Source organism: Pantoea sp. XAF26B01_ASV70 (genome assembly GCF_054512635.1).
In genome coordinates this window covers 438,059-464,394 of the sequence record NZ_JBTNCJ010000002.1, presented here as the reverse complement: position 1 = coordinate 464,394, position 26,336 = coordinate 438,059, and the positions used below count along the sequence as shown (strand labels likewise).

Here is a 26,336-nt window from a genome sequence, read left to right as displayed (position 1 = left end):
GGTTCTCTAAACGAAAGCCGGCACGTGTTATGCGCAGCTCAGACAAAAAAATAGGTTAACTGACAGGATATTTGTTATGCCACTTGCTCTCTGGGCGCTGGCGATTGGTGCATTCGGTATCGGTACGACTGAATTCATCATTGCCGGCCTGCTTCCCGTTATTGCGGCTGATTTCAACGTTACTATTCCCGTGGCCGGAAATCTGGCAACGGCTTATGCGCTGGGTGTTTTTGTCGGCGCGCCGGCCCTGATTATTCTGGGCTCAAAAGTGCCCCGAAAAGCCATGCTGGTTTTTCTGATGCTGCTGTTTGTGGCGGGTAACCTCGTTACGGCCTTTGCGCCCACGCTGGGCATTGCCATTCTGGGCAGGATCATCACGTCGCTGACTCACGGCGCCTTCTTCGGTATTGGTTCGATCATTGCTGCCGATATGGTTGCGCCGTCTAAGCGGGTAAGGGCGATTGCATTCATGTTCATGGGACTGACCGTAGCAAATCTTATTGGTGTTCCCGTCGGTACCTGGATCGGGCAGCATCTTTCCTGGCGAGATGCTTTTATGGTTATTGCCGCAATTGGAGTTGTTACGGTTATCAGCGTCGGTATGCTTATCCCGCATCAGCCCCGTCCGGAGAACCATAATTTCGCACACGAGTTTAATGCCTTCCGCAACGTCAATGTTCTGCTGGCGATGGGCATAACGGTCTTTGGGCCGGGTGCATTTTTTACCTCCATTACCTATATCGCACCCATGATGATCGGGCTGGCCGGATACAGCGAAAGCAGCCTGGCATGGCTGATGCTGCTGTTCGGTCTGGGGCTATTTGTCGGTAATCAGCTGGGCGGCAGATATGCCGATCGCGCGCTGATGCCGATGCTTTACGTCACCCTGGCCGCTCAGGCCGTAGTCCTGCTGGTATTTAACTTTACGGCCCACAGCCAGGTCATGTCAGCGGTCTGTATTTTTCTGATGGCTGCGTTTGGGTTTGCGACCGTGTCCCCCATCCAGAAACTGGTGATGGACAAAGCGCGGGCGGCAGGGGCTCCGACGCTGGCTGCAGCCGTTAACATAGGCCTCTTCAATCTCGGTAATGCCCTGGGTGCATGGCTGGGAGGGGCAGTTATAGCGGCCGGCTTTGGTCTTCAGTCGCCTGACTGGGCAGGCGCGATACTCTCGGTTATAGCGCTGATTCTGGCAGTTATATCCGGACTGACTGACAAAACCGGGCATAGCGCTGCTATGCGTTCAGCTTCTCACAGTGAGTAACGTCCGCTTCTGGCACAGAGCGGGCATCTGGCAGTCTTCGCATAGAGACTCGATACTGAGGACGTCTGGGAGGCAATGAAAAATTCAATAGCTGAATGCGCGCCGCACTTTACCAGACAGCAGGAAAAAGAGATGCGGGCGCTTATCCGGAGTACGCCCGCACTGTTCGCACAGAAGCTTGAGATATTTGAAAGTCTGGTTTCTGAGGCCACGGACTTTTATGTACTGCATCTTGCTGAAACACTGAGCAGGAACAACGTAATTCCTGCGATTCGATCCTGTTTTGCCTGTCTTCAGGCTGTCCAGGGGGAAGAGCACTGAAATAGCTTCAGGGAAAGCTTTTATCACCCTGATGGCAGAAATGAAGCCTGTACTCCTGACCATGTCCCGATAACCAGATGAATCAGGAACAGAGTCAGAAAAAATGAGCCACTAAAGCCCGATTCTATCGACATGACGTAACGCATCTGTTGGTGAGTTACGCCATGCCTGTAACCCATGTAAAACTATGCTTTTCTCTTACTCTCGTGATTTGCCAGTTGCCGGCTAAACTCGTCAGCCGACCAGCCTTGTTGTAACGCTTCAAGCAACAGCTGCTGTTGCGTTTTGGGCACCAGACCACCCAGCGGAGGATCGGTATCAAGATTAGTCGGGAAGGAGTAGCCTTCGCCGCTCGCCGCCACAACGGCCTGTCGCTGCTCATCGCTTAATGGCTTACTCAGCAGAGTAGAATAGATTGCCTCCATCACCTTGACATGATCCACTTTTTCCATGGTTTTGCCAAAGGCGGATGAGACCTGTAGCAAATTAGCAGTGCGTACATGGTCCTGCGTAACGTTATTTCCCGCGGCATGGAACAGCGCCGGATTGAAAAATAATCCGTCGCCTTTTTTCAGTGGTAACTGAATGGCATGCTGCTGGAAAAATTCAATAAAACGCGAATCGCGCCAGGCCAGATAGCCCTCTGCATATTGTTGCGACCAGGGTAACAGCTGGGTCGGCCCTGATTCTATCGGCATATCGCTGTGCGCGACCGCACCCTGAAGCGTCAGGTATTGCGACAGAATATGCAGCGGCAGCGGGAAGCGGGCGACGACATCATTAAGCTGAAAGCCAAGGTGGTAATCCCGATGCGGCTGTTGCGCTTTGCCGCCGGGACGAACCTGATTTACCTGCGCCGTAATTTCATAGCCGGGGCCAACCCAGGCTTCGCAAATTAGCGCCAGCAAAGGGTTGCTGTAGTATGCAACGAAGACATCGGCATCACGCTCCGCTACTTTTTGCAGCGCATTCCAGATACGCCCATTACTTCCGGCTTTGGCAAAGTGGTCGCCACCACCGCCGTTTTCCGCTTCGCTGGCGAGAATATCCTCAAACACCTTATTGCTGCTGTCTATAGCGGAAACGTCGCTGTATAAGCCCTGAACCACGAACACTCCTGGTCCGCCAGAGAATGCGTGATGCAGTTCACCCAGCAGGGACTGACGATCGGTTTTGGCTGCTGCCATCAGATCGTCATGATGATAGATAAGCACATTTTTATCGACGGAATGCGCCAGTGGGAAATCGTCTTTGCGCAGCGTCTGCGAGCAAAGCGTAGCAAACTTATCGAGAGAAATATGACTGTCATTTATATAGATGCTGTTCATGTTTTTACCTCAAAGAGTCAGAGCATGTGATGGCTGAAAACCACCGTTGTCACCGCAACCAACCACACTTTGATCAAAATCGATCACCGCGCCTGTCATCATTCCCGACTCCCCGGAAAGGAGAAACGCTACGGCCCGTGCGACTTCAGTTGACTTCAGCAGACGGCCAAAAGGTTGCGCCTGCTCAGCTTTGGTCAGCCAGTTTTCTTCAGCATTATGATAGTGCCGCTGGATGTCGTGCTCATGAGGCGTGTCCATCCAGCCAATGTTCAGACCGTTCACCCTGATACGATTGCGCATGGCGCTGAAAGCAACGTTTTTAGTGAGTGTAACCAGTGCGCCTTTCGATGCGGCGTATGCGGTCAGGAAGCTCTGACCGCCATGGGAGGTCATGGTAATGATATTGACAATGCTGCCTTCAACGCCTTTGGCAATCATCATCTTGATTGCCGCCTGCATCAGAAAGAAAGGGGCACGAATGTTGACCGCCATAATGGCGTCAAATAGCTCCGGGGTAGTGTCGAGGATAGTGCCTCGGTCGGACATGCCTGCACAGTTCACCAGTCCATGCAGGGTGCCAAACGCCGATTCTGCTACCTCCACCACTTTCATGCAGGCTTCTGGCGAGCTGATATCCGCTTCAACAAATATCACCTCGCACCCGGGGTGGCTGAGGGTTTCCGCCTGTTCACGTCCGGCTATCGCATTACGTCCGCAAATCACGATGCCCCGCGCCCCACGCTCTGACAGCAGACGGGCAACGGCTGCGCCCAGCCCCTGGGTTCCGCCGGTAACGACGAACACTTTATGGTTAAAACTGCCGCTTTCATTCAGGTCCATTTGTTGTCCTTTCTTAGTCAGGAGAGGTAAGGTCTGCCCGCTTGCTAACACTGACCTTAGCAATTACATTCGGTTAACAATATGTCCACATAACCTCAAAGAGACCTCAATTTATGGTCAGGTCATTCTCCATCAAACAAATCGCGGCACAGTCCGGCGTCAGTAAAGCCACTGTCGACAGAGAATTGCACCAGCGAGGCAGCGTAAGTCCTCGTACTGCCCGGCGCATTGCCCAGGCAATCCAGGATCTGGAATTACAACAACGCGCCAGCCTTGCCAGTGGACGCACGTTGCCCATTGACCTGGTGATGCACACGCCGGAACGCTTCAGTTCACTGACTGTGGCGGCGCTGCTCAGTCAGATTAAAAGCTTTGCACCTTTCCGGCTGACACTGCGCTGCCACATCTTTGAAGAGGTCACACTAGAAGAGTTGCAACGCGAGCTGCGTCGCTGCAGTAATGACAGCTATGGCGTATTGCTCAAAGCCAGCGATCATCAGTTGCTCGAGGGAACTATCGCAGAGCTGGCGGAGCTTAACGTTCCGGTGGTCACACTGGTTACAGACCTGCCGGACAGCAGGCGTATCTGCTATGTGGGAATGGATAATGTCGGTGCGGGGCGAACGGCAGCATGGCTCCTTTCCCGATGGCTTTTGAGGACGGCACAAACAGTCGCGATAGTGATCAGCAGTACGGATTTTCGTGGAGAAGAACAGCGCATGGCAGGCTTCATACAGGCGCTTAATCAGCGTGCGCCGTATCTGAAGACCATAACCGTCAGTGAAGGATATGGTATCGATTCACTGACTTTTACGCAGATGTGCAAGGCGCTGGAACAGGACTCTTCTATCAAGTCTGTTTACAGCGTGGGCGGGGGAAACAGCGCGATTCTACGGGCTTTTACAGCAATGCAACGGCAGATAGAAGCCTTTATTGGTCACGACCTGGATGAAGAGAACCGCGCTCTGCTGACTGCTGAAAAAATAGATGCGGTGATTGATCATGATCTGAAGGAAGACGCGAGGTCAGCATTTAGCGCGATTCTGCGTTTTCATGGTTTTTTGCCAGAAACAGAGGATGAAGCGGCATTATCACGCGTAATTGTTGTAACCCCTTACAACATCTGACTTATATCTCCATTAAAGTCATCCGAGCCCTGAGAGGTGTACGAGTTAAAAGTTAAATTACTGATGCCCTGGATTATTGACTCCCTCCCCCAATAATCAACGTAGTTAAGGATGAACAACGTCCGCTTCTGGCCCTGAACAGACGTCGATGAGTTACAGGCGCTGCCAGATGGAGCGGAAAGAAACAGTTTACTGGTAATCCCGTCATTGACAGTGAGATGGTAAAACACCTCACTTAAAGAGCAGCAAGAATGGCGGATTCCATTTTCTCCGGGGTGGTAGTCGGGGCAAAGCGTTTGATCGGTTTGCCGTCGCGCCCGATCAGGAACTTAGTGAAGTTCCACTTAATACGACCACCCAGCACGCCGGGTAATTCATCTTTCAGGTAACGGAAAATCGGGTGCGTTGAGGTGCCATTGACCTCAACTTTCCCGAACATCGGAAAACTCACACCATAGTTGATGTGGCATGTCTGCGCGATTTCTTCGGCACCGCCGGGTTCCTGCTTTCCGAACTGGTTGCAGGGAAAACCCATCACCACCAGCCCCTGCGCGGCGTACTTTTTATAGAGCGATTCAAGACCTGCGTATTGTGGCGTGAATCCACAATGGCTGGCGGTATTAACCACCAGAACCACCTTGTCAGCGTAGTCGGCCATCGGGATAAGCTGGCCATTCAGACTGGTGGCAGTGAGTTGATAAAAGGGAGACATGTCGCAATCCTCAGAGCAAAAACCGTATGGCGTTAACATTACCACAGAGTGCATAACGAGAGCGGGGTCTGGGAAGCAGATGCTTAGTTAGCAGGTCACGCATCCTGGCTTCAGGTGCTACCACCTGAGTTAATGACTATTTCCCACGTCAGATTTGGTTGTTATTCCTGATGAATTTTAACCACGACTTTACCCTTTGCATGTCCGCGTTGAAGCCAGTCAAGCGCATCCTGAGTTTCTGCAAATGGGAACACCCTGTCGATTACCGGTTTGATATGTCCTGCTTCAATAAGTTTGCCGATTTGGGTGAGTTGATCGCCATCAGGACACACAAAGAGAAATGAATAATCCAGACCGCGCTTTTTTGAAAGGCGCATAATTTTGCGACTCATCAGGGCAAAAATCATCCGCAGGAAGATATTCAGCTGCCGGGCTCGCGCGAAATTAACGTCTAATGGACCGACCAGAGAAACAATCTTTCCACCAGGTTTAAGAATCTGCATGGATTTTTCAATGGAATCCCCCCGCAGCGTGCCGAGTACGAGATCGTAGCCACTCAGCACGGTTTCAAATTCCTGCTTTTTATAGTCAACCACTTCATCTGCGCCCAGCCGACTCACCCACTCCACGTTGGCTGAACTGGTCGTCGTCGCTACCCGGGCGCCAAGATGCTTTGCCAGCTGAATCGCAATAGTGCCAATCCCTCCCGAACCTGCCGGAATAAACACTTTTTGGCCTGGTCGCAGATGTGCTCTCTCTGTAAACGCCTGCCAGGCGGTGAGGCTAACCATCGGCAGCGAAGCAGCCTCAATGAAATCCAGATTTTCAGGTTTAAAAGCCGCGAGACTTTCAGGTACGCATGCAAAATCGGCGAGTGAACCTGTTCCCCTGTCGAAAATGCAGGCGAAGACTTCATCGCCCGGCTTGAAACGTGTCACCCGACTTCCTGTTGCAATCACCACGCCTGACAAATCACTGCCCAGCGTCGCCGGAAGTTTAAAATGCAGAATCGGTTTGAATATTCCGCCGGGGATCATGTTATCAATGGGATTCAGACCAACGGCATAGACTTTTACCAGGATTTCATCGGCACCGGGGGAAGGGTAATCTACATTTTCAAATCCCAGCTCAGGTGATTTCCCGTAGCGCTTAAACGTAAAGGCTCGCATCGTCCTGGTTTTCATTTGGTGTTTATCCTCTGATATTTAGCACTGACGTACTTTCAGGTGCCTCTGTTGCTGAGCAAAAAATCGGCTCCGCGAGCAACGTAATAAATAATGGAATAAGGTTTTGCCGGTTAATATGCTCATGCCACCATTAAGAGATTCATGGTCGATTTACCGCTCAGCAGAACCCGTAAAAGATTCTGCTGAGCAGGGCTTAGCTAAAGGGTTTTGTATCGCTCTGCGGCCTCTTCCTGTCTGATGTCCGAGAGCAGACCCTGACGGGAGGCATCAAGAACATCCCAGCGCTCAGCTTTATGTAATGGCGGAATCGTCACGTGTTCGCGGCGGTCAAAACCCGCCAGAGCGGCGTCAACCAGTTCGCCCACTTCCATCATTTTTGAGGCGTTACTGATGTCGATACCGGCACGATCCCAGATTTCGGTGTACGTACCTGCAGGGAGCACCGCCTGGATATAAATGCCTTTTGAAGAGAGCTCAACGTTCATTCCCTGAGAGAGGAAAAGAACAAAGGCTTTTGTTGCGCCGTAAACCGTCATTGCAAATTCCGGGGCGAGACCCACTACGGAACTGATATTGACGATCGAACCTTCTCCGGCTTCTGCGAACCGGCCTGCAGCAGCAGTGGCCAGTCTTGTCAGGGCCGTGACGTTAAGCGCGATAAGGCGTTCAATGGAATCAGGCGTCTGCTCGGTAAACGTGCCGGACTGAGCGATACCTGCGTTATTGATAAGAATACCTATCCGCGTGTCTTCCCGGAGGCGTGCTTCAACAGCAGCTAAATCACTCGCCAGCGTGAGGTCGGCAGGCAGCACATCGACGGAAATATGATTTTCCTGTCGCAGCCGTTCAGCAAGCGCCTCTAATTTCAATTTGTCGCGAGCAACCAGAACCAGGTCATGTCCACGACGTGCAAAGCGCTCAGCGTAAACAGCACCAATACCCGTTGATGCGCCTGTAATGAGGACTGAAGTACGAGTCATAATTTTATCTTCTTCATTTGTTTGATAAAAATCGCTGTTAGCGATGTAGGGTTAACCGTGATACCTGAAGAGTGATTAACTGTTACCGCTAAGCGATGGATAGTCGGTGTAGCCCTCCGCACCTCCGCCATACAGTGTTTCAGGATTAAGCGGGGCCAGAGGTGCTCCCGACTTAAGTCTTTCGACAAAATCGGGGTTAGAAATGAAGGGGCGACCGAATGCGAACAAATCGGCTTTGTCCTGTGCAAGATGGTCAGACGCCAGCGCCAGGTCATAGCCATTGTTACCGATGTAAGTGTTTTTAAAGCGGCGACGCAGCGAAGCGTAATCAAACGGTGAGGCATCACGGGGACCTCCCGTCGCGCCTTCAACAACATGCAGATAAACGATACCTGAAGCATCAAGTTGCTCTGCCAGGTAGTCATATTGTGGCTGCGGATCGCTGCATGAAATCGCATTAGCAGGTGAGACCGGTGAGATGCGAACGCCCGTCCGCGCTGCGCCGATCTCATCTTTCACGGCCTCCACGACCTCTAGTAGCAGACGCGCACGATTCTCAACTGAACCGCCATATTCATCGGTGCGCTGATTGGCACCATCTTTCAGGAACTGCTCAAGCAGATAGCCATTCGCACCGTGTATCTCTACGCCATCAAAACCTGCGGTAATGGCATTGGCTGATGCCTTTCTGAAATCGGCAACAATGCCTTTTATTTCCTTCAGCTCAAGCGCTCTGGGTTCTGAAACATCAACAAAATGGTTGTTCACGAAGGTTTTGGTTTCAGCACGGATAGCTGACGGCGCGCCTGGTGCGGCTCCTTCTGGCTGTAAATCGACATGTGAAATTCGACCTGTGTGCCACAACTGCACAAATATCCGTCCGCCTTTGGCATGGACTGCGTCTGTGACTTTACGCCAGCCCTCAATCTGGGCCTGCGTGTAGATCCCCGGCGTATCCTGATAGCCCTGCGCCTCTGCTGATATCTGGGTAGCCTCGGTAATCAGTAACCCTGCTGTGGCACGCTGAGCGTAGTAAGTCGCTGCCAGTTCACCTGGCACCAGACCTGCGCCTGCCCGGTTACGTGTCAGCGGAGCCATCACGATGCGATTCGCAAGCGTGACAGATCCCAGTTCATAGGGCTGAAATAAGGATTGATTCGTCATGGTTATTCCTTTGCGGATTAGCGGGTCAGTAAACTGATTTAATGATGATGATCGTAATCATTAAAGTCAACTGGTTTGATTATGATCATCATCAATGTATACTTAAGCTCAGTTTCAGGAGGAAAAGATGAAAGTGTCAAAAGAGCAGGTTCGCGAAAACAGGAACAGAATCGTTGAAACGGCGTCAGAACTTTTTCGTGAGCGGGGTTACGATGGGGTAGGCGTCGCTGAACTGATGTCAGCCGCAGGGTTAACGCATGGCGGGTTCTATAAGCACTTTGGGTCGAAAGCCGATTTGTTAGCCGAAGCGATGAACTGCGGCTTCGCGCAATCGGCGGAAAAAACTCAGGGTGTGAGTCGGGAAAAGTTCGTTGAATATTACCTTTCCCGCCAGCATCGCGATGATATGGCAAAGGGGTGTGTCATGTCGGCCCTGGGCACCGATGCAGCGCGCCAGTCTGAATCCATCCGCGAGACCTTTGCGGCCGGAATTGAACGACAGCTTGCCCTTTTAGAAACGGAACAGGTCACGCGTGCGGATCTGATCAATACGCTCGCGCATCTTGTGGGTGCCCTGATGCTTTCGCGTGCCTGCCCGGATAATTCCGGGCTTGCTGATGAAATTCTGGAGGTCTGCCGTACGCGTCTGACCAGCCCGGATGCCTGTAAAGATTGAATCGATGCTCTTCCCGTTCAACCTTACTGAAGCCGTTGCGGCATGGACTGAACGCACCAGCCCGCTGGCGTTTTATTATGAACGGCGGGAAAGCGTAATCCGGACTTCCCGTTCCGGATACCATTCCCATCAACGAGCTATCGATCAGTCGGCCATCCACCTGGGACAGTGACGCATCACTCAGCCGTTGTCGCGGAATCCGGGATAAAGGCTCATTCCACCATCGATAAAAAGCGTGGTGCCATGAACGTAATCAGAGAGATCACTGGCAAGCCAGACGACGGCATTCGCCACATCTTCAGCCGCACCGATACGTCCATAAGGAATGAGCTTTAACAGCGCTTTGCCAGCTTCACCCTGGGTGCTTTCCTCGTTGATGGCGGTAGCGATAGCGCCGGGTGCCACTGCATTGACACGAATACGTTCTTCACCCACTTCCTGAGCCAGCGTTTTCATCAGCAAGTCAACGCCGCCTTTTGATGCGGCATAGTTGACGTGTCCGGCCCAGGGAATGAGCTGGTGAACCGAACTCATATGAATAATCTTACCGACAGCTTTGCTGATATCCTGGCGATGCTCCTGCCGCTTGAACTGCCGCAGCGCAGCGCGCGCGCAGAGGAACTGGCCAGTCAGGTTCACGTCCAGAACGGTATTCCAGTCCTCTAGCGTCATCTCAATGGACGGGGCATCTTTCTGCAGTCCTGAGTTCGCCACCAGGATATCCAGCCTGCCAAATTCCTTGATCGTCTGGTCAAAAAGATTCTCTACATCCGCCTCTTTAGACACGTCTCCTTTGACAGCAATTGCACGACCTCCATCGGCGCGGATTTTCTCAGCCAGCTCCTCGGCCGGTTCCGCCTGGCTATGGTAGTTAATCACTACACAGGCCCCTTCTTTAGCGAGTGCTTCTGCGCAGGCATAGCCGAGACCCGAGCTGGCACCGGTAACCAGCGCAACCTGATTTTTGAGAGAAAAGATCATGAGGCATCCTTATTTCTGTAAATGATGAGCGTCTTAAACCCGGCCGGTATCATCGGGAAAGTGAATTTTGATGTATCGCTGACACTACGACGTCCAGCCACCCCCAAACTGATTAATCGGCTAGCCGGATCGGGCGCATGGGCCTGAGTCACTGAATTATAGATGTGAAGTACAGGGTTAGCCGCTAATGCGGTCCTGGTGGATAGTCAGGAAACGTTGAAGCAGGAACATAAGCAGTAAAAAATGGGATATCTGAAAGGCAAAAAAGCAGCTATCAGAAGATAGCTGCTTTTGACGCTCAGGCTTTTCTGGCTGGAATCACTTTTACTATTTATTGTTTATTGCCTGATAAACAGGCCAGAGCTTGATCATTTTCTATCAAGACCACGAGACCGGCCCCCTTTTCCTGAGGCAGAGGAGGTGGTAATGAACGCTAAAGAGTCTTTACCACCATTCCAGCCGCGGCCAGCATCATGATGGTACCGGCTGAACGGAAAAGGAGTCGTTGCGCTTTAGCGCTGGTCAGGAGATGGCGTATTCTGAGGGCTGCAAAAATAAAAACGGCTCCCACACTCAAAAGGACTAACACGGTAAGCGGAACCAGCAGTCCTCCCCACATCTGAAAAGATACATTATCGAGAGAGATAACCAGAGGCAGTATAGCCAGATAGAAAGCGATGGTTTTAGGGTTGCCCAGCGTTATGGTCAGTCCTGAAAACCAGGCTGATGCCAGTTCTCGTTTTGTCGCTTTTTGATCGATATTTATTGCCTGAGGCTGGTGGCACCAGAACTGCCATGCCAGCAGGCATAAAAAGAGTGAGGCAGCCCAGTTAATCAGCGTAAAGAGAGAGGTAAAGGTATGAGCGATCACCGCCAGACCAAATACCGCCACAGATAAATAAATCAAATCTCCGAGAATGAGACCGGCCAGCATCGTAAAGCCTGTTATTGCGCCCCCACTCACGCTGCGAGCGACTAATGCAGTCATCCCCGGACCCGGAATTGCAGCAGCTAAACCGAGTGCAGCAATATAAGATAGTATTTCAGTAGTTCCTGACATAGTTATTCCTGTTGAAATGCACTTCGGTAAAAGGGAACAGAGTTAGTTGTTCAAAAATGCCTGGTTCTGAGCGATGGTTGTCATATAAAAAGCTTAATTAAGGGTTAAAGATATGCATCCTTTTTATCAGTTGGTTTAACGTTGAAAGTGGAGGTTCGATTATTCCAAAGCGGATATTGCTGCATTAATTTAACTACGCAGATGACAAGTTTAATTTTCATGTGCGCGCAGTGCTCTATCCGATCCTCTCTTCAAGAGATGATCAGCTCCCTGCATTCTTTAAATTAAACTGAACCATATGCATTAAATCAGGGTTCAGTTTTTCCTTATATTTTTTGTAATAACAGGCTGGAAAAGTAAAGATATTATGCAGCATGAAAGCGGAAAATTGTTACCTATATTATTTACTTAACGCCTGTTTTTAGGTAAAAGTAACCCTAAACCGCCTCCATAAAGAAAGGAGTTTCCCCTTATGACGCTCAGTTCGACAGATATGAAAATTCTCGAAATTTTACAGGACGATGCCCGGGTAACTAACCAGGTACTGGCGGAGAAGATAAACATTTCAGCATCTCCCTGCTGGCGTAAAGTTCGTAAGCTCGAGGAAGATAAAGTGATTCAGGGCTATCGTGCTGTTCTTGACCGCAAGAAAATTGGGCTGGGAGTAATGGTTTTCATTCGGGTCGTCATTGACAGCCATAGCGAAGCGGAGGCCAGAAAATTTGAAGAGGAAGTGACTGCCCTGGAGGATGTGGTTGCCTGTTATAGCATCGGTGGGGATGCTGACTTTCTGCTACAGGTTGTGGCTTCAGATCTGGACTCCTATGCTGATTTTGCAATGTCAGTGGTACGCAGATTGCCAGGAATTAAAGAAATGCAGAGTATGTTTGTGCTTAAAGAGATCAAACCACTCGTTAGTTATCCTATTAAGAAAATCTCTGAGTAGTCTATCGCTGCCGGGATGCCCAGTGACTGATTATCAATTCCGCATAGAGCGGATTTAATGATCAGGCACGCTACCTGCGTTATTCATCGCACAAAACTGTTATCCGGCATGATCTTACACAAGTTAATAGCGGCATAGCGTTAGCAAGCTTGCTGACTCCCCACATTTTCTCTGCTTTAACAACACGAGTATTTGTGATGACTTGATTGTTGATAACGACCAATAGTGCCTTTCAAAACGGAGCAGCCAGCAGCTTAAACTTTAATTCATAGCCTCTCTTCAGCCAAAGTCAGCTTAAAAAGAGACGCTTATTTACATGAAATTATGCCATCAATCTTCCCCCAGCCATAAAGTCCATGCTTTACCGTGACGATAACCGTTGTACCGGGATTTGCCGGCGTAGTTTAAGCTTTAATGTCAGGGCGGGGTTTTCACGATGCCGCGCCCTGACAATCTTTCTTGCGACTGGATGATTTCAGTCGCCGAGCCTATTTAAGGCGTCTCATCAGAAAATCGGGCGCTAATCGCATCACGTTCGTAGCCCTGCGGTTGTGTCAGAATATGGTATAAATCAGGACGGCGACCATGGATCCAGCGACGTCCGGTACTCATTGCAAGCAGACTCAAATCAAGGTCAGCGCTCACCATAAAATCTTCCGCTGCCCAGGTTTCATTAATGATTCTTCCATAGGGATCCAGGATCATTGCATTACCTGTGCGCACCTCATCATCATCTGCACCTACGCCGTTACTGAAGAGAATAAATAAGCCGTTGTCATGCGCACGAGCTGGCAGCCACCTCATCAGCCATTCCCGACCATTTGCCCCTTTGAATGCAGCAGTAATTTCTTCCCTTCGCGTTTCCCGTTCCGCCCAGAGCGTCAGCGGAATGGGTTTCATCGCATAAGGACTGCGGGAATCGGTACCGCCTGTCTGATGTGGCGCGAGAAGAATATCTGCACCCAGCAATGCCGTTGCACGCACATTTTCTACCAGATTATTGTCCCAGCAAATGAGGATACCTACTTTTACTCCCCAGGGCGTTTCAAAAACGGTAAAGCGGTCACCGCTGCTGATTGACGGATGTTCAAAAGCGTGGAGTTTGCGATGAGTGTGCATTGAGCCGTCCGGCATACAGGCAACATACGCATTATAGAGGCGGCCATCATCGGCTCTTTCGATAAGCCCGGCGCCAATCAGCATTTGATGTTTCATCGCCAGGGAACGAATCAACGTAAGGGAAGGACTCCCCTCGATCGGCTCGGCGAGAGCAGTTACCTCAGCCGAGGTGAGTTTGGGTACATGCCAGTAGCCGGTAATACACATTTCCGGGAATGTGAGGATTTTCACCTGCTCAATCGCTGCCTGTTCAATAAATTTCTCCATTATCAGCAGATTATAATTTTTGTTATTTGCCAGATGCTGAAATTGCACGGTGGCAGCTTTTAAGGATGTATGGTTGCTCATGGTACTTCTCCGGTAGTAATCGAAACTGAATTACATAACCATTGCTGATAACTGTATAATCAAAACATTTCCGGTTTCGATAACCTTTTGGAATGTAAAAATGAACATCCGCTTGCTTAAGGCCTTTTTGATGCTGGCTGAAAAAAGAAATTATGCCGACGCGGCACGGGCGTTGTTTATTTCGCAACCTGCATTGACCAAGCAGATTAATCTCCTTGAGTCCCTGGTGGAAACGTCACTGTTTACGCGGGGGCGACATGGAGCCACACTCACGGGCGGTGGCAGGCGTCTGCTGCCAGAGGCTGAAAAAGTGGTCAGGCAATCCCGATTATTTATGCATCATGCAGAGCGGGTTTCAAAAGGGATTGAAGGGCATTTAGCCGTGGGGTTCGGTCTCTCAAGTTTTTATCTTGCACCACGCTGTATGGCAGAATTTCGTCGGGAGTGTCCGGGGATAGAGATGTCATTGACGGATCTTCCTTCCTTCCAGCAGTACGAACTTTTGCAAAATGATGAGCTCCAGATCGGTTTTGTCAGAGTTCCGCCTCCCGTAGCGCTGGATTACCTGCCATTGTTTACCGATCGATTGGTTTTGATTGCGCCTGCAAGTTCACCGTCATTGCCTGCTGATGACTGGCTGAAGAAACGCCCTCTGTTGCGACTTCATGCCGGGCGAGGACGGGGTTTAAATGCGCAAATTGACCGCTTTCTTCATGACAACGCGCTTTTCATATCATCTACTCAATTGAGTGATGATATACAAACTATTGTCGCGCTGGTCATCGCGGGCACGGGTGTTGCCGTTGTGCCATACAGTGTTATGCATATTGCACCGCCGGAGCTGGTTATTATTCCGTTAACCGGTGAGTCAATAAGCTGGAAAGTTGGCATTGCCTGGAACGCGAACCACGAGGATATAATCCGTGATAATTTTATTGCCAGTATTAAAAAGGGTATCGCGCTTCATGACGTCTGACCCTCCAGAAACAGGCACTCCTTTTACCATATTGGATAGGGCAGGATTACTGACATAATTCTTAGCACCCTCTTCAGAACAGGGGGATGACACCAAGGAACCCTGGCAACGAATAATTTCCTGTTGCGGATAGGGCTTATCAATACAAACCGTCATTCAAAACGTTCTGCACAGCAGGAATAGCATCCCCGTTTCGCATTATGTATCTGGATATAACTAATCTGAGGATCGGCAAAAAAATGGCCGATGAGATTTTCAGCAAATTTCCCCTCAGCTATATCCGCCTCTTTTAAAAAATGCTTTCCGTCATAGGCCCTTAATGACAGCGTTCTGCTTAGCAGGACTTCAGGTAATTCATTGATGTAAATGCCTTGCCGGGTGCATCCCTCCCATATATAGATTGCATGAGTACCAAAATAGGGCGTGTCGGCAGGCTGATAGATGTGATTAATCAGGAGGGCGCTTTCGCCAACGGGGATATCGCACAATGAGATTCTGTCGGGATAACCCGGATAGCATTCTACCGTTTGTCGTACTGCATGGTGTTTTCTCAGATATTCATCGCTCTGTCCAAAAAGATGAGCAAATTGCCCGGCGTTCAGGCCAGAAATTTTATATTTCATAGCATCCCTCTCTTTTCATCGTAACACCGCGAATAATGACGTTATCGAATACTGTGAGGAGAAACTCGCCGTTTTCGGTCAGGGAATTTTATGATGTGGCCGTCCGACAGTGGCAGGCGAGTGCTTCATCAGCTGCAAACTCTCAGACGCTGGCTGATACCTTCACACAAGTGCTAAGGCCTCACTTCCCGACAGCGGCGCTCAAATTACTCTGTTCCCTCTCACTCTTTCCCGTTCTCCTGTCGTCACTTCATTAAAAAGATCGCTGAACTCCACCCGTTAACGACATACTCGTCACATAAACTAAGGTTGATGAATACTTTTTTGTGACAAATAACACAACCTCATTACATCTTCCGGCGGGAAAGAATTTTTATCGTGATAATGGTTTTACTCAGTACATTACAGTTTTACAGAGTAAAACAAAGCGCTTTGCGGATTGCACCTAAAGCGATGACAAAATTGTGAGGATCATCATGTCTGAAAAACAGCACATCCCGACTTTCTCTGCCGATATTGAGCAGCAGACCGTTAAGAAGGTGGTCTGGCGCATTTTGCCCTTCCTGATTGTTTGTTATCTGATTGCCATTATTGATCGCGGCAACATTGGGATGGCTTCGTTACAGATGAACGAAGATTTAGGATTGTCGAAAGCGGTATTTGGTTTTGCGAGTAGTCTGTTTTTTGTCGGTTACTTCCTGTTTGAAGTGCCCAGCAATCTGGCCATGCAGAAAATTGGCGCAAAGATTTGGATCTCTCGCATCATGGTGTCGTGGGGTATCATCTCTGTCTGTACCGCCTTTGTTGAAAGTGCCAATACACTCTATATATTGCGCTTTTTACTGGGTGCCGCTGAGGCTGGATTTTTCCCTGGCGTCATTCTTTATCTGACTTACTGGATTCCCGGAAAGTACCGTGCACGCGTGATTGCTACCTTTATGGTGGCCATTCCTGCGGCAAACTTTATTGGATCGCCCATTTCTGGTCTGATTTTGTCACTGGATGGCTGGTACGGTATGCGTGGCTGGCACTGGTTATTTATCCTGGAAGGTATTCCGGCGGTCATTCTGGGAATTGCAGCCTTCTTTTTACTGAGCAATCGTCCCACTAATGCCAGCTGGTTAAATCAGGAACAAAAAGCGTGGCTGAACAGCACACTCGAAGCCGAAAATGCGAAGAAGAAGGCGATAGGTCATATCTCTTTGTGGCAGTTGCTGAGTCACAAACATATCTGGGTGATGGCGCTGATTTATGCAGGCGCGTCTGCGGCTGGCTCAACGCTGAGCGTCTGGTCTCCGCAACTGCTTAAATCGTTTGGACTGGATAACTTCACCACCGGTTTAGTCAATGCGATTCCTTACGGTCTGGCCTCCATTCTGATGATTATCTGGGGGAGAAGTTCTGACCGCAGCGGCGAGCGTCGCTGGCACACCGCGTTAACGCTGTTCTTAATTGCAGGTGGCCTGCTGTCAGCCTTTATCACCAATAGTCTGACTGGCAGTGTGGTGATTCTGTCGCTGGTATTAATCGGAGCCTACTCAATGAAAGGACCTTTCTGGGCGCTGGCATCGGGATGGATGTCATCGACTACCGCTGCAGCGGGTCTGGCGGCTATCGGTGCGATGGCGAATCTGATCGGCGGTGGGGTGATGGTCAACGTTTATGGCATTATCAATCAGGCGACCGGCAGCCATACGCTGGCTATGGTGCCACTCGCTATCCTCTGTGGCATCGGGGGCATTGCCGTGCTGGTCATGGGCCGCAAAAAAGAGTTAACCATCGACGTTGAAAATAGCGCTTCGTCAGTCAGTAAATAAAGTAATCCCGCCTGCAGACGCTTAGCAGCGCCTCTGCAGGCGGGTTCTTCCGGCTTTATCTCTGCCATATAAACATTCCACATCCTGTCATTACCTGAATCAGTCTGCTGGTTGTTGATGTCTGTTATGTGTCAGATGCGGAAATAACTTACCTTTGGGGATTTACTGACAATACCCAGTTAAAGAGCGTTCAGAACTGTTAAGCATGAGATCAATAAAGGCGCGTACAGCAGGATTTGAACGCCTGCTCGCATGCCATACCGCAGAAATATTATGCCGCTCTACTGAAAAATCAGTGAGAAGGGGCACTAACTCCCCGCGCTTAACCCAGGAAGCAGCCATAAAACTCGACACCATGCCTATTCCGGCACCGGCCGCCACAGCCGCGATAACGGCCTCGCTTGCATCGACGATGACAGCAGATGATGGCACAATTTCAATCTCCCGCTCGCCAATCCGGAACGGCCAGCGAAAAATCTGCCCCGTATTTTGATATCGCAAATTAACCGTTTTATGCCCGATAAGATCATTGGGGTGTTCGGGTTCCGGGCATCGGGTCAAATAATCTGGCGAAGCATAACAACCTATCTGATAGGGCGACAGGCGACGCGACAGAAGATTTGAATCTGCGAGGTCGCCGATCCGAATGGCTATATCAATACTCTCGTCAACAATGCTTATTATGCGATCACTCAGCTTTAAGTCGATTGTCACTTTAGGATGAAGTGCACAGAATTGCGGAAGGAGAGGCGCGATCACATGAACACCAATCGGAAACGATGCCGCAATGCGTAATGTTCCCGCTGGCTCCTCTCGCGATCGCATGGCGACCTGCTCAAGCTCCTCCGCATCGCGTAATAACTGCAGCGTGCGCTCGTGCAGTTCACGACCCTCAGCAGTCAGCACCAGCGAACGGGTGGTTCGGGTGAACAATGTGATGCCAAGACGCTGCTCCAGTCTCTGGATACTTTTACTTATCGCGGAAGGGGATACTGCCAGCGAGCGAGCGGCAGCGGTAAAGCTGCCGAGCGATCCCGCACGAGCGAATGCAATCAGACCTGTTAGTCTTTCAAAGATTATTTGTTCCTTCATGGCAATATTAAAGCGAAATACAGCCCCATTATCAATCATCACAATTGGTCATATTCTGGCACCTGAATCTGTGTTGGAGTGAAATTACCATGACTGAAATGATGAAAGCAGTACAGCTACATGCGTTTGGTGGCCCGGAGAATCTCAGGTATGAATATGCACCCCGCCCAACTATCGGGGCTGACGAAGTCCTTGTGCGCGTGCATGCCGCAAGTCTGAACCCACCAGACTTGTATCTGCGTGATGGTTATCGGCCGCTTCCGGCTGAGTGGCGGCCCGAACCCCACTTTCCCTTAATCCTGGGAACGGATGTTTCAGGTGTTATCGAAGCCGTGGGCGAAAATGTTTCCGCATTCAGCACCGGAGATGAAGTCTATTCAATGGTGCGTTTTCCTGATGGGGTAATGGCCGGTAGTGGAGCTTATGCCGACTATGTAAGCGTTCCTGCATCAGAGGTGGCGTTAAAACCTCATGGAATAGACCATATCCAGGCAGCGGGTGCCCCGATGTCACTGCTCACCGCGTGGCAATTTCTTGTCGACGTCGGCCATGATGCGCCCAATCCGTTTCAATCTTTCAACCATAAACCGGTTCTGCTTGAAGGCCAGACGGTGATGGTTAACGGTGCAGGAGGAGGCGTAGGGCACATTGCTGTTCAGATCGCGAAGTGGAAGGGTGCGAGAGTCATTGCCGTCGCTTCTTCCCGTCATGAAGTGCTTATGCGCGAACTGGGCGCAGATGATTTTATCGACTACACCAAAGTAGCCGCTGAGAATGTAGTGAAAAACGTCGATCTGGTTATTGATGCTGTTGGCGGAAAGCATATAGAGCGCTTTTTAAGCTGCATCAGACAGGGCGGAGCACTATTTCTGGTGAATCCTTTGAGTTTTACCGGGCAGACTGAGGCCGCTCAAAAAGGGATTACTGTGTCAACAACGCAAGTGCGTTCAAGTGGTCTGCAGCTATCCGAAGCGGGGCTTTTACTGGAAAAAGGCATTATCAACGTCGTGATTGACAGCACCTATCCGTTAGCCATGGCATCAGCCGCACATCAGCGCGCTTCGTCAGGAAGTATCCAGGGCAAAATTGTGCTGACTAACTTCTGATTACCCCATCCCTGATCAGCCATTTTCTGAGGGCGAATAGTAGTCAGTTAAAGGAAAAATAAGATGCTTATCATTTCCGGTTATATGTACATTGATCCTTCTGTCCTGGAAAAATTTATGGGAGAACTTAACTTATTGGCAAATGCCGTTCGACAACGTGATGGAAACATTTCATATAAAGCTGCCGTGGAGGACTATCAGACCGGAAGTTTGCTTATATCAGAACGATGGGTGGATCAGGACGCGCTCAATGCCCATCTTATAAAAACCGACACGGTAGAGTTTATCAACCGATGGCAGGGAAAAATGAAGGGGGAACTCTTCAAATATGACGCCTGTAACGAGAGAGGGCTTATGGATGGGTAAATAAAAATCTTATTAAAATCGAGAGTGCTTTATTATCAAGCCTCGGATCTGTGAGTAATCGCTCTTCGCTCATAGCAGGCATAAGCCTGGACGATGGTCCGCTTTGTGCCAGAAGCGGACATTTTTGCTAAAGGTGATGAGTTACTGGGTCAGGCTGTGCAGAGTAAAAGCAATGAGCAACACCCCGCCGGCAATGTTGACGTATTTTTTGAGCATTAATGGATTTGTTTTTTTTACTGAAAATATAAGTGTTTGACTGACAGCGAAAAGCCAAACGCTCATGACCACGACATGTACTGTTGCCAATGTCAGATAGTTGTAGACGCCTCCCTGTATCCCTGCGAACTGCGAAACGACTGTCAGATAAAAAATGATGGCTTTAGGATTCAAAATATTAGCTATCCAGGCCTCTCTTAAAGTCACCGAATGTTTCGTAACAGCAAGCCCGCTGGCATTTGACCTTATCCCGCTGCGGATGAGCATTGCTCCTAACCAGAGCAGATAGGCGGTTCCGAAAACTTTCAACACCGCAAAAGTTGCTGGAGACGAGATGATCACAGCGGTTATACCTAGCCCTATGAGAACCGCATGTGTGTATATACCCAAGGCTGTTCCGGCAAGCGTTCTGAATAGTCCTTTGTAACCGCCAGCCAGAGCTCCATTCATAACAAGAGTGAAGCTTGCTCCGGGGGACAGTGCAACAGGGAGTAGTGCTGGCATAAAGCCATAAAGGTTTATTTCCATAGGTTTTGGATATTAATTGATGCTCTACTTGATTTCCATTAAGGCGCTTCGCCAGAAAGTGATATTTAAAGCAATTGGAATATATAAATCTTTGCCAAAAAAGGTCCGCTCTTCGCTCATACGGGACACTCATAATCACATCTCCTGACCCAATGGAGATTGAACATGACAACATCCCCCTGGAACAAAAGCCGCATTATCGGCCAGAAACGGCCTCTTCAGATCTCTCATATCTGGGGAATTCGTATCCGTCTTGAGCTGGAAGGAAAAGTTCGTGATCTGGCTCTTTTTAACATGGCTCTGGATAGTAAACTTCGGGGCTGTGATTTGGTTAAGCTAAAAGTTTCTGATATAGCCTATGGGCACTCTGTTTCGGGCAGATCGACAGTGCTGCAGCAGAAAACGGGCAGCCCTGTTCAGTTTGAACTGACTAAGGGAACCAGAGAGGCTGTAGCCGCGTGGATCAAAATGGCTCAACTAAGTAATAGCGACTATCTCTTCCAGTCCCGCGTTGGTTCTTCAAGACACATCTCAACCAGACAATATAACCGTATTTTTCATGGATGGATTGGGAAGCTGGGTCTTGATGAGACGCTCTACAGTACGCACTCAATGCGCAGAACCAAGCCATATCTTATCTATAAAAAAACGAAGAACCTTCGGGTAATCCAGTTACTTTTGGGGCACAAAAAACTCGAAAGCACAGTACGTTACCTTGGCATTGAGGTAGATGATGCTCTGGAAATATCGGAGTCAATTGAAGTCTAGCCTGTGAGGGCTGCAACAGCAGCCCTGTGCCAGAAGCGGATGCGTCAGGTTCAAAAATGGGTAGGTAAGCGTTTTAACTTATTCGTCCGGAATACATACCCGGATACGGTGCCCGTCAGGATCAAGCGCAACGAACGTCTTGCCAAAAACAGCATGTTTGGGCTCCTGTTCTATCTGCACACCGCTCTCTGACCATTGCTGATAAAGCACATCAACCTCTTGAATATCTTTCACCATAAAACTCAATTCAGTTCGGCTACCTACACCGCAGGATATAAAGTCACTCGCTGTCGTTGACCATAGTCCAAGGTTCAGGCCGTTATTAAAGGAAAAAGCCACCCACGTCGGAAGCATCACGTCTGGTTCTGTATTGAATAGCTTCTGGTAAAAACCACTGCTGACAATCGGATTATCAACATAAAGAATGATCAGGTTAGGTATCATGAGTCTCTCACGCCAAAAAGAATGAGACATCACTATTGCAGGGAGCATTGACAGAACATGTCAGCATCAGGACCGAAACGAGCAGTACGCCTTCTCAATCTTCTGCAGATTTTTTATCAGCATCGCTATCCGATAAGCGGCCACAGGCTGGCTGAAGAACTTTCAATCAGTCTTCGTACACTTTACCGTGATATTGGCGCACTACGCGCTCAGGGTGCCGACATTCAGGGTGAGGCTGGCACAGGATATATCCTTTCCCGGAGCCATCATTTACCGCCGGTGATGTTTACCCCCGAACAGCTCGATGCACTGGCGCTCGGTTTACGCTGGGTAGCCACATATGGTGATAAGGGCATTGCTAAAGCGGCTTCAGAGGTAACGGGGAAAGTCCGCCACGGTCTTCCGCCACAGTTACAGACACTGTTTGATGACTCGTCATTATTGGTGGGAAAGAGACAGGAAGCTCATCACAACTTTGAAAACCTGAGCGTTGTTCGAAGCGCCATCAGGTGGAGACGTAAAATCCGTGCAGGTTATACAGACAGACTCGGTAATATGAGTGAAAGAACGATATGGCCTTTCGCGCTGGGTTACTTCTCCGGCGCTATTGTGCTTGCTGCATGGTGTGAAAAACGTAACGACTTTCGTCATTTCGACGTAACGCGATTAAAATCTCTTCAGCACCTGCAGGAAGGATATCCTCATTCCCGGCATAGCTTACTCCGTATATGGCGTAATGCAGGTCTGGATAACATCGTTCCCACGCGTAGCTGAAATGGGTATGATTGCTCCAGAAAATCCAGGTCTGTTCTTATCTATAAATATATCCGCTCTTCGCTCATAGCGGACCCTGGCCTGACGCCAGTCCGCTTCGAGCAATAGGTGAGTATTAATGCCGAAGGCATTTCTAAAAACATGGTGCAAAACTCATGTTAAGCTGATCTGAGTGGGAGTGAAAAATCTACGACCGGAGAGAGCCTTAAGTGAAAGCATTTACGGTGCGTCGCATTAATGAGAGCGATCTGGACGATTTCAGAAGAGTAAGGCTGGAAGCGTTGCTCCTTCATCCGGACGCTTTTGGCGCGTCTTACGAAGACTGGAGCCAGAAGCCAGCAACGTTCTTTGCTGAAAAATTGAGAACCAATTATGTTTTCGGGGGATTTGATCTTCACAACACCATACAGGGCCTGATTGGTTTGAGCTTCAGTACCTCACCAAAGCTGAATCATGTCGCTACTATCTGGGGGATGTATGTCCGTGCCGGGATGAGGGGATCGGGACTGTCATCAGGGCTAATGGAGGCTGCGCTGGAAGCTGCAAGCTCAGTAAGAACTATAAAGCTTTCCGTCGTCACAACGAATCATGCTGCATATGCACTCTATCGGTCGTACGGTTTCACTAACTGGGCCACTGATACTGCTGCGCTTTACGCTAATGGTATTTTTCATGACGAATATCTTATGAGACGAGACTCGGAAAACGATTCATAAAAAAGCCATGATGATAAATAATTGCTTATCGTGGCGACATAATCGTTCGAGGTTCAAAGGCTACGTCCGCTCCTCGCTCTTAGCAGCCATTTTTGATAACCGCGCATGACAAATGCGCGGTATCTCAGTCAGAAATGCGTCTAGCCTTCATCGCCACTTGTCTGGCGGCTTTTGGCTGAATCAGTATGAAATGCCGGTCTGGCAGCCGTTGCAGTTTCTTTAACAGAAACAGGAGCTGCCTGGCTGCTAAGACTGAACACGGAAACAGCCTGGAGTAGCCGTTCAGCCTGCTCCCTGAGACTTGCAGCTGCAGAGGCTGACTCCTCGACCAGAGAGGCATTCTGCTGCGTGGCGCTGTCCATTTCTGTTACCGCAATTCCCACCTGTTCAATGCCACGGGCCTGCTCCGCGCTGGCTGACGTGATTTCCTCTACCGTATCCGTGAGTTTCCCGACCGCAGACTGGATATCCGACATGGTATCAGAAGCGTGAACGACGAGTTGGTTACCCTGTTCAACGCTGTGCGCGTTTGCCTCAATAAGCTGGCGTATTTCGCCGGCAGCTGTGGCACTGCGCTGTGCCAGTGACCTGACCTCACTTGCCACGACGGCAAATCCGCGACCGTGTTCACCCGCGCGGGCAGCTTCGACGGCCGCATTCAGCGCAAGAATGTTAGTCTGGAAGGCTATCCCATCAATTACGGCCGTGATTTCGGCAATACGACCAGAACTTTCGCTGATGGATTTCATGGTGCCGGTAATGGCACCCGTCGCACTGCTGCCCTTACTGGCCACATCACGCACGCTGACCGCCAGCTGACCCGCCTGGCGGGCGTTGTCCGCATTGTTTTTCACTGTCATGCCAAGCTGTGTCATGGTTGCCGCAGTCTGCTCCAGCGCGCTGGCCTGCTCTTCGGTCCTCTGTGAAAGATCAGCATTCCCCTGCGCAATCTGGGAACTTGCTGAGGCGACGCTTTCCGCGTTGTTTCTCACCTGGCTGACGGTGTTTATCAGCGAGTCCTGCATGTCACGGATGGCTGACAACAGAATGCCTGTTTCATCTTTGTGGCCGGTGTGAATGGTACCGCTGAGGTCACCGCGTGACACACGCCCTGCGGCTTCTACCGCTTCCAGAAGAGGACGTGTGATACTCCGGGAGATAATCAGGGCAGAAATGGCCGCCAGCAGAACAGCAACAACACCGGCGGCAATAAGTATTGTAAGGGCTTCCGACCGGTCATTGCGCGCCTGTGCAGCAGAACTACTCATGCGCGTTTCCTGATGGTTCTGCAGCTCCTTTATTGAAGCCATGAAGTCACTCTGAGACTTATAACGCGGCCCAAAGAGCAGTTGCGTAGCTTCATCACTCTTCCCCTGCTGCGCGAGCGCAACCACCTCATCAATAAAAGGCAGAAAAAGGTCAGCCCTGACTTTGACAAGGGAAAATATTTCTATCCCCTGCGGTGAGCTGACCTGTTTCGTGAGGAGTGCCATCAGAGTGTCAACCGCATCCCTTTCGCTGCGGTAATCCTGGATGGCTTTGTTTCTCTGCGACTCGTCCTTAAGGAGAATAGCATTTCTTGCAAGACGGCCTATGTCTGACGTGTAGAAGCGAAGTGACTGGGAAGCAGCAGCTTTGCTGTAAGTGCTGCCTGATATCTCATCGTTCGCATTGCCGAGTGAGTTGATTTTATCGATGCCAATCAGCACCATAAAGACGACCAGCAGCGACATGAAGCCAAAAGCGACACCAAGTCTAATTCCAATTCTTATGTTTTTCATACTTTTCTCTGTTGAAATAAATCGGTTCTGATGAGGGTAAAAACAGGTTTATTAGAACGTTCTCCTGCTCAGCAGGAAAATATCTGAGTGATGCACCGCTTCGTTTTCAAGCGGAGTAATTATTATCGGCACAGATAAAAAAATATCGGGTACGCTCTTTACGAAGCTCATGTACGTCCGGGAAATTCGCGTACGCGAGGCATCAAATCTGTCCTTCAGCTGCCTGTCGGTGCGCTTTGTTTGGAAACCACAGTATCTTACGAAATCAGCAAGGTTGAGCTCCAGTTGATACTCCTTATTGATTTAACATTGTTCCTTTGATGTTCCTTTTATTTTCACTACCCAGTGGATGAAAAATTTTGGTATAGACTGATAATCTTATTACCAGGTGAAACGTTAACACGCTAAAAAAGAGTACATTTATTCAACAAACTTCCATATATGTGCAGGCACGCGGTCAAAGATTTTTCCAGCTGCGAACTCAGCCTTTCGATGATCATAAGCCTGTGTCATGGTATAAACTTCATCTTCTCCTATTTTATAACTAAGATATTCGTAAACAGTTTCAAGTGTTGCAAGCGTTTGGCAACGCCTGAATTTCATTAGCCAGTCTGTTTTCGTCATATCGTTCCTCTAAAATATTTATAAAAATTAATTTATAATATCAATGGATGGGAATCTGCCCGACCTGTCATGCTTTCTTTCGGAAATATTGTAGCAGCATCAGGAGATCATTAAGCCGATACTCAAAACATCTTCATGGCGTTGCATAAAGTACGGTCAGGGATTTCAGCCAGACTTGGACGTATTTACGGAACTGTGCCCGACAGGCTTAGTGGTGACAGGTCGAGCAGCGGGTAGTCAGGATGATTTTAACTCGTACTATTTCCGACGGATGTTCGTCTTCCTGAAGATTCTTTGACCGACTCAATAAATGTCATCCATGTGCCTTACCGGGAAGTAAAACCGGGTGAAAATGAACTCTATGATTTACTGACTGTCACTACCAGTGCTTTGTCAGTTGAAAAAAACGATAATCGCTATTCTGGTAAAATATTAAATGCATCCTTCCTTAG

The 26,336-nt window shown here is 49.5% G+C and carries 26 protein-coding genes; 11 read left to right on the top strand and 15 right to left on the bottom strand.

The genetic code is table 11. The annotated features are described in order from the left end of the window. Positions 1-76 precede the first annotated feature (76 nt). The gene (locus ACX8ZY_RS21680; RefSeq protein ID WP_022624669.1) at positions 77-1,264 is read left to right on the top strand and encodes an MFS transporter; all 1,188 of its coding nucleotides are present in this window, start codon (positions 77-79) and stop codon (positions 1,262-1,264) included. Positions 1,265-1,770: 506 nt separating this feature from the next. Here the strand turns inward: ACX8ZY_RS21680 and ACX8ZY_RS21675 are convergent. Continuing rightward, positions 1,771-2,913: a phytanoyl-CoA dioxygenase family protein gene (locus ACX8ZY_RS21675; RefSeq protein ID WP_421665424.1), complete on the bottom strand. Its 1,143-nt coding sequence runs from the start codon at positions 2,911-2,913 to the stop codon at positions 1,771-1,773. A gap of 9 nt (positions 2,914-2,922) precedes the next feature. Next, positions 2,923-3,753 carry an SDR family oxidoreductase gene (locus ACX8ZY_RS21670; RefSeq protein ID WP_421665423.1) on the bottom strand — a complete coding sequence of 277 codons (831 nt, stop codon included), beginning with the start codon at positions 3,751-3,753 and terminating at the stop codon, positions 2,923-2,925. 113 nt (positions 3,754-3,866) lie between these two features. Between ACX8ZY_RS21670 and ACX8ZY_RS21665 the strand changes: the two genes are divergently transcribed. After that, positions 3,867-4,880, top strand: a complete 1,014-nt coding sequence (locus ACX8ZY_RS21665; protein ID WP_045140186.1) for a LacI family DNA-binding transcriptional regulator — start codon at positions 3,867-3,869, stop codon at positions 4,878-4,880. Between the two features lie 235 nt (positions 4,881-5,115). Here the strand turns inward: ACX8ZY_RS21665 and ACX8ZY_RS21660 are convergent, their stop codons facing one another. The 4 genes from ACX8ZY_RS21660 to ACX8ZY_RS21645 all read right to left on the bottom strand — a co-directional run bounded on the left by ACX8ZY_RS21660 (position 5,116) and on the right by ACX8ZY_RS21645 (position 8,923). Beyond that, positions 5,116-5,592 (bottom strand): glutathione peroxidase, encoded by a 477-nt coding sequence (locus ACX8ZY_RS21660; RefSeq protein WP_323168692.1) that lies wholly within the window; start codon positions 5,590-5,592, stop codon positions 5,116-5,118. A 161-nt stretch (positions 5,593-5,753) separates the two neighbouring features. Further along, positions 5,754-6,776, bottom strand: a complete 1,023-nt coding sequence (locus ACX8ZY_RS21655; protein WP_199267459.1) for an NADP-dependent oxidoreductase — start codon at positions 6,774-6,776, stop codon at positions 5,754-5,756. Positions 6,777-6,976: 200 nt separating this feature from the next. Beyond that, the gene (locus tag ACX8ZY_RS21650) at positions 6,977-7,759 is read right to left on the bottom strand and encodes an SDR family NAD(P)-dependent oxidoreductase (RefSeq protein WP_158132228.1); all 783 of its coding nucleotides are present in this window, start codon (positions 7,757-7,759) and stop codon (positions 6,977-6,979) included. Positions 7,760-7,834: 75 nt separating this feature from the next. Beyond that, positions 7,835-8,923, bottom strand: coding sequence for an alkene reductase (locus ACX8ZY_RS21645; RefSeq protein ID WP_022624673.1), 1,089 nt, complete (start codon positions 8,921-8,923; stop codon positions 7,835-7,837). Between the two features lie 127 nt (positions 8,924-9,050). Here ACX8ZY_RS21645 and ACX8ZY_RS21640 point away from each other — a divergent pair, with 127 nt between their 5' ends. Then, positions 9,051-9,599: a TetR/AcrR family transcriptional regulator gene (locus ACX8ZY_RS21640; RefSeq protein ID WP_421665422.1), complete on the top strand. Its 549-nt coding sequence runs from the start codon at positions 9,051-9,053 to the stop codon at positions 9,597-9,599. A 180-nt stretch (positions 9,600-9,779) separates the two neighbouring features. On the opposite strand, the gene ACX8ZY_RS21635 is transcribed toward ACX8ZY_RS21640, so the two are convergent. Further along, a complete protein-coding gene (locus tag ACX8ZY_RS21635) occupies positions 9,780-10,580 on the bottom strand; it encodes an SDR family oxidoreductase (RefSeq protein WP_022624674.1) in 801 nt (266 codons plus the stop codon). A 433-nt stretch (positions 10,581-11,013) separates the two neighbouring features. Next, complete coding sequence (locus ACX8ZY_RS21630) at positions 11,014-11,640, bottom strand: LysE family translocator (RefSeq protein WP_060678999.1); 627 nt, start codon at positions 11,638-11,640, stop codon at positions 11,014-11,016. 472 nt (positions 11,641-12,112) lie between these two features. Between ACX8ZY_RS21630 and ACX8ZY_RS21625 the strand changes: the two genes are divergently transcribed. After that, positions 12,113-12,586 (top strand): Lrp/AsnC family transcriptional regulator, encoded by a 474-nt coding sequence (locus tag ACX8ZY_RS21625; RefSeq protein ID WP_010259098.1) that lies wholly within the window; start codon positions 12,113-12,115, stop codon positions 12,584-12,586. A 492-nt stretch (positions 12,587-13,078) separates the two neighbouring features. Here ACX8ZY_RS21625 and ACX8ZY_RS21620 read toward each other — a convergent pair whose 3' ends face one another. Beyond that, on the bottom strand, positions 13,079-14,053 hold the full coding sequence (locus tag ACX8ZY_RS21620; protein WP_033760089.1) for a nitrilase family protein: 975 nt from the start codon (positions 14,051-14,053) through the stop codon (positions 13,079-13,081). Between the two features lie 100 nt (positions 14,054-14,153). On the opposite strand from ACX8ZY_RS21620, the gene ACX8ZY_RS21615 reads away from it, so the two are divergent. After that, positions 14,154-15,029 carry a LysR family transcriptional regulator gene (locus ACX8ZY_RS21615; RefSeq protein ID WP_421665421.1) on the top strand — a complete coding sequence of 292 codons (876 nt, stop codon included), beginning with the start codon at positions 14,154-14,156 and terminating at the stop codon, positions 15,027-15,029. Between the two features lie 152 nt (positions 15,030-15,181). On the opposite strand, the gene ACX8ZY_RS21610 is transcribed toward ACX8ZY_RS21615, so the two are convergent. Beyond that, positions 15,182-15,652 (bottom strand): DUF1203 domain-containing protein, encoded by a 471-nt coding sequence (locus ACX8ZY_RS21610; protein ID WP_064690707.1) that lies wholly within the window; start codon positions 15,650-15,652, stop codon positions 15,182-15,184. Positions 15,653-16,128: 476 nt separating this feature from the next. On the opposite strand from ACX8ZY_RS21610, the gene ACX8ZY_RS21605 reads away from it, so the two are divergent. After that, positions 16,129-17,469: an MFS transporter gene (locus ACX8ZY_RS21605; RefSeq protein WP_158132234.1), complete on the top strand. Its 1,341-nt coding sequence runs from the start codon at positions 16,129-16,131 to the stop codon at positions 17,467-17,469. Positions 17,470-17,631: 162 nt separating this feature from the next. Here the strand turns inward: ACX8ZY_RS21605 and ACX8ZY_RS21600 are convergent, their stop codons facing one another. After that, positions 17,632-18,561, bottom strand: coding sequence for a LysR family transcriptional regulator (locus tag ACX8ZY_RS21600; protein WP_124890743.1), 930 nt, complete (start codon positions 18,559-18,561; stop codon positions 17,632-17,634). An 89-nt stretch (positions 18,562-18,650) separates the two neighbouring features. Between ACX8ZY_RS21600 and ACX8ZY_RS21595 the strand changes: the two genes are divergently transcribed. Together ACX8ZY_RS21595 and ACX8ZY_RS21590 are read left to right on the top strand one after the other, a co-directional pair. Continuing rightward, the gene (locus ACX8ZY_RS21595) at positions 18,651-19,667 is read left to right on the top strand and encodes an NADP-dependent oxidoreductase (RefSeq protein WP_421665420.1); all 1,017 of its coding nucleotides are present in this window, start codon (positions 18,651-18,653) and stop codon (positions 19,665-19,667) included. A 63-nt stretch (positions 19,668-19,730) separates the two neighbouring features. After that, the gene (locus tag ACX8ZY_RS21590) at positions 19,731-20,033 is read left to right on the top strand and encodes a putative quinol monooxygenase (protein ID WP_010670690.1); all 303 of its coding nucleotides are present in this window, start codon (positions 19,731-19,733) and stop codon (positions 20,031-20,033) included. Positions 20,034-20,174: 141 nt separating this feature from the next. On the opposite strand, the gene ACX8ZY_RS21585 is transcribed toward ACX8ZY_RS21590, so the two are convergent. Continuing rightward, complete coding sequence (locus ACX8ZY_RS21585; RefSeq protein ID WP_029519298.1) at positions 20,175-20,777, bottom strand: LysE family translocator; 603 nt, start codon at positions 20,775-20,777, stop codon at positions 20,175-20,177. Between the two features lie 165 nt (positions 20,778-20,942). Between ACX8ZY_RS21585 and ACX8ZY_RS21580 the strand changes: the two genes are divergently transcribed. Further along, positions 20,943-21,545 (top strand): site-specific integrase, encoded by a 603-nt coding sequence (locus tag ACX8ZY_RS21580; protein WP_010669698.1) that lies wholly within the window; start codon positions 20,943-20,945, stop codon positions 21,543-21,545. Between the two features lie 78 nt (positions 21,546-21,623). Here ACX8ZY_RS21580 and ACX8ZY_RS21575 read toward each other — a convergent pair whose 3' ends face one another. Beyond that, on the bottom strand, positions 21,624-21,989 hold the full coding sequence (locus ACX8ZY_RS21575) for a VOC family protein (protein WP_029518932.1): 366 nt from the start codon (positions 21,987-21,989) through the stop codon (positions 21,624-21,626). Between the two features lie 57 nt (positions 21,990-22,046). On the opposite strand from ACX8ZY_RS21575, the gene ACX8ZY_RS21570 reads away from it, so the two are divergent. Then, positions 22,047-22,763 carry a helix-turn-helix transcriptional regulator gene (locus ACX8ZY_RS21570; RefSeq protein WP_421665419.1) on the top strand — a complete coding sequence of 239 codons (717 nt, stop codon included), beginning with the start codon at positions 22,047-22,049 and terminating at the stop codon, positions 22,761-22,763. 209 nt (positions 22,764-22,972) lie between these two features. Further along, positions 22,973-23,479: a GNAT family N-acetyltransferase gene (locus ACX8ZY_RS21565; protein WP_033780375.1), complete on the top strand. Its 507-nt coding sequence runs from the start codon at positions 22,973-22,975 to the stop codon at positions 23,477-23,479. Between the two features lie 140 nt (positions 23,480-23,619). On the opposite strand, the gene ACX8ZY_RS21560 is transcribed toward ACX8ZY_RS21565, so the two are convergent. Both ACX8ZY_RS21560 and ACX8ZY_RS21555 read right to left on the bottom strand, forming a co-directional pair. Continuing rightward, the gene (locus ACX8ZY_RS21560; RefSeq protein ID WP_191919104.1) at positions 23,620-25,260 is read right to left on the bottom strand and encodes a methyl-accepting chemotaxis protein; all 1,641 of its coding nucleotides are present in this window, start codon (positions 25,258-25,260) and stop codon (positions 23,620-23,622) included. Positions 25,261-25,680: 420 nt separating this feature from the next. After that, positions 25,681-25,884, bottom strand: a complete 204-nt coding sequence (locus tag ACX8ZY_RS21555) for an Hha/YmoA family nucleoid-associated regulatory protein (RefSeq protein ID WP_191919105.1) — start codon at positions 25,882-25,884, stop codon at positions 25,681-25,683. Between the last annotated feature and the right edge of the window lie 452 nt (positions 25,885-26,336).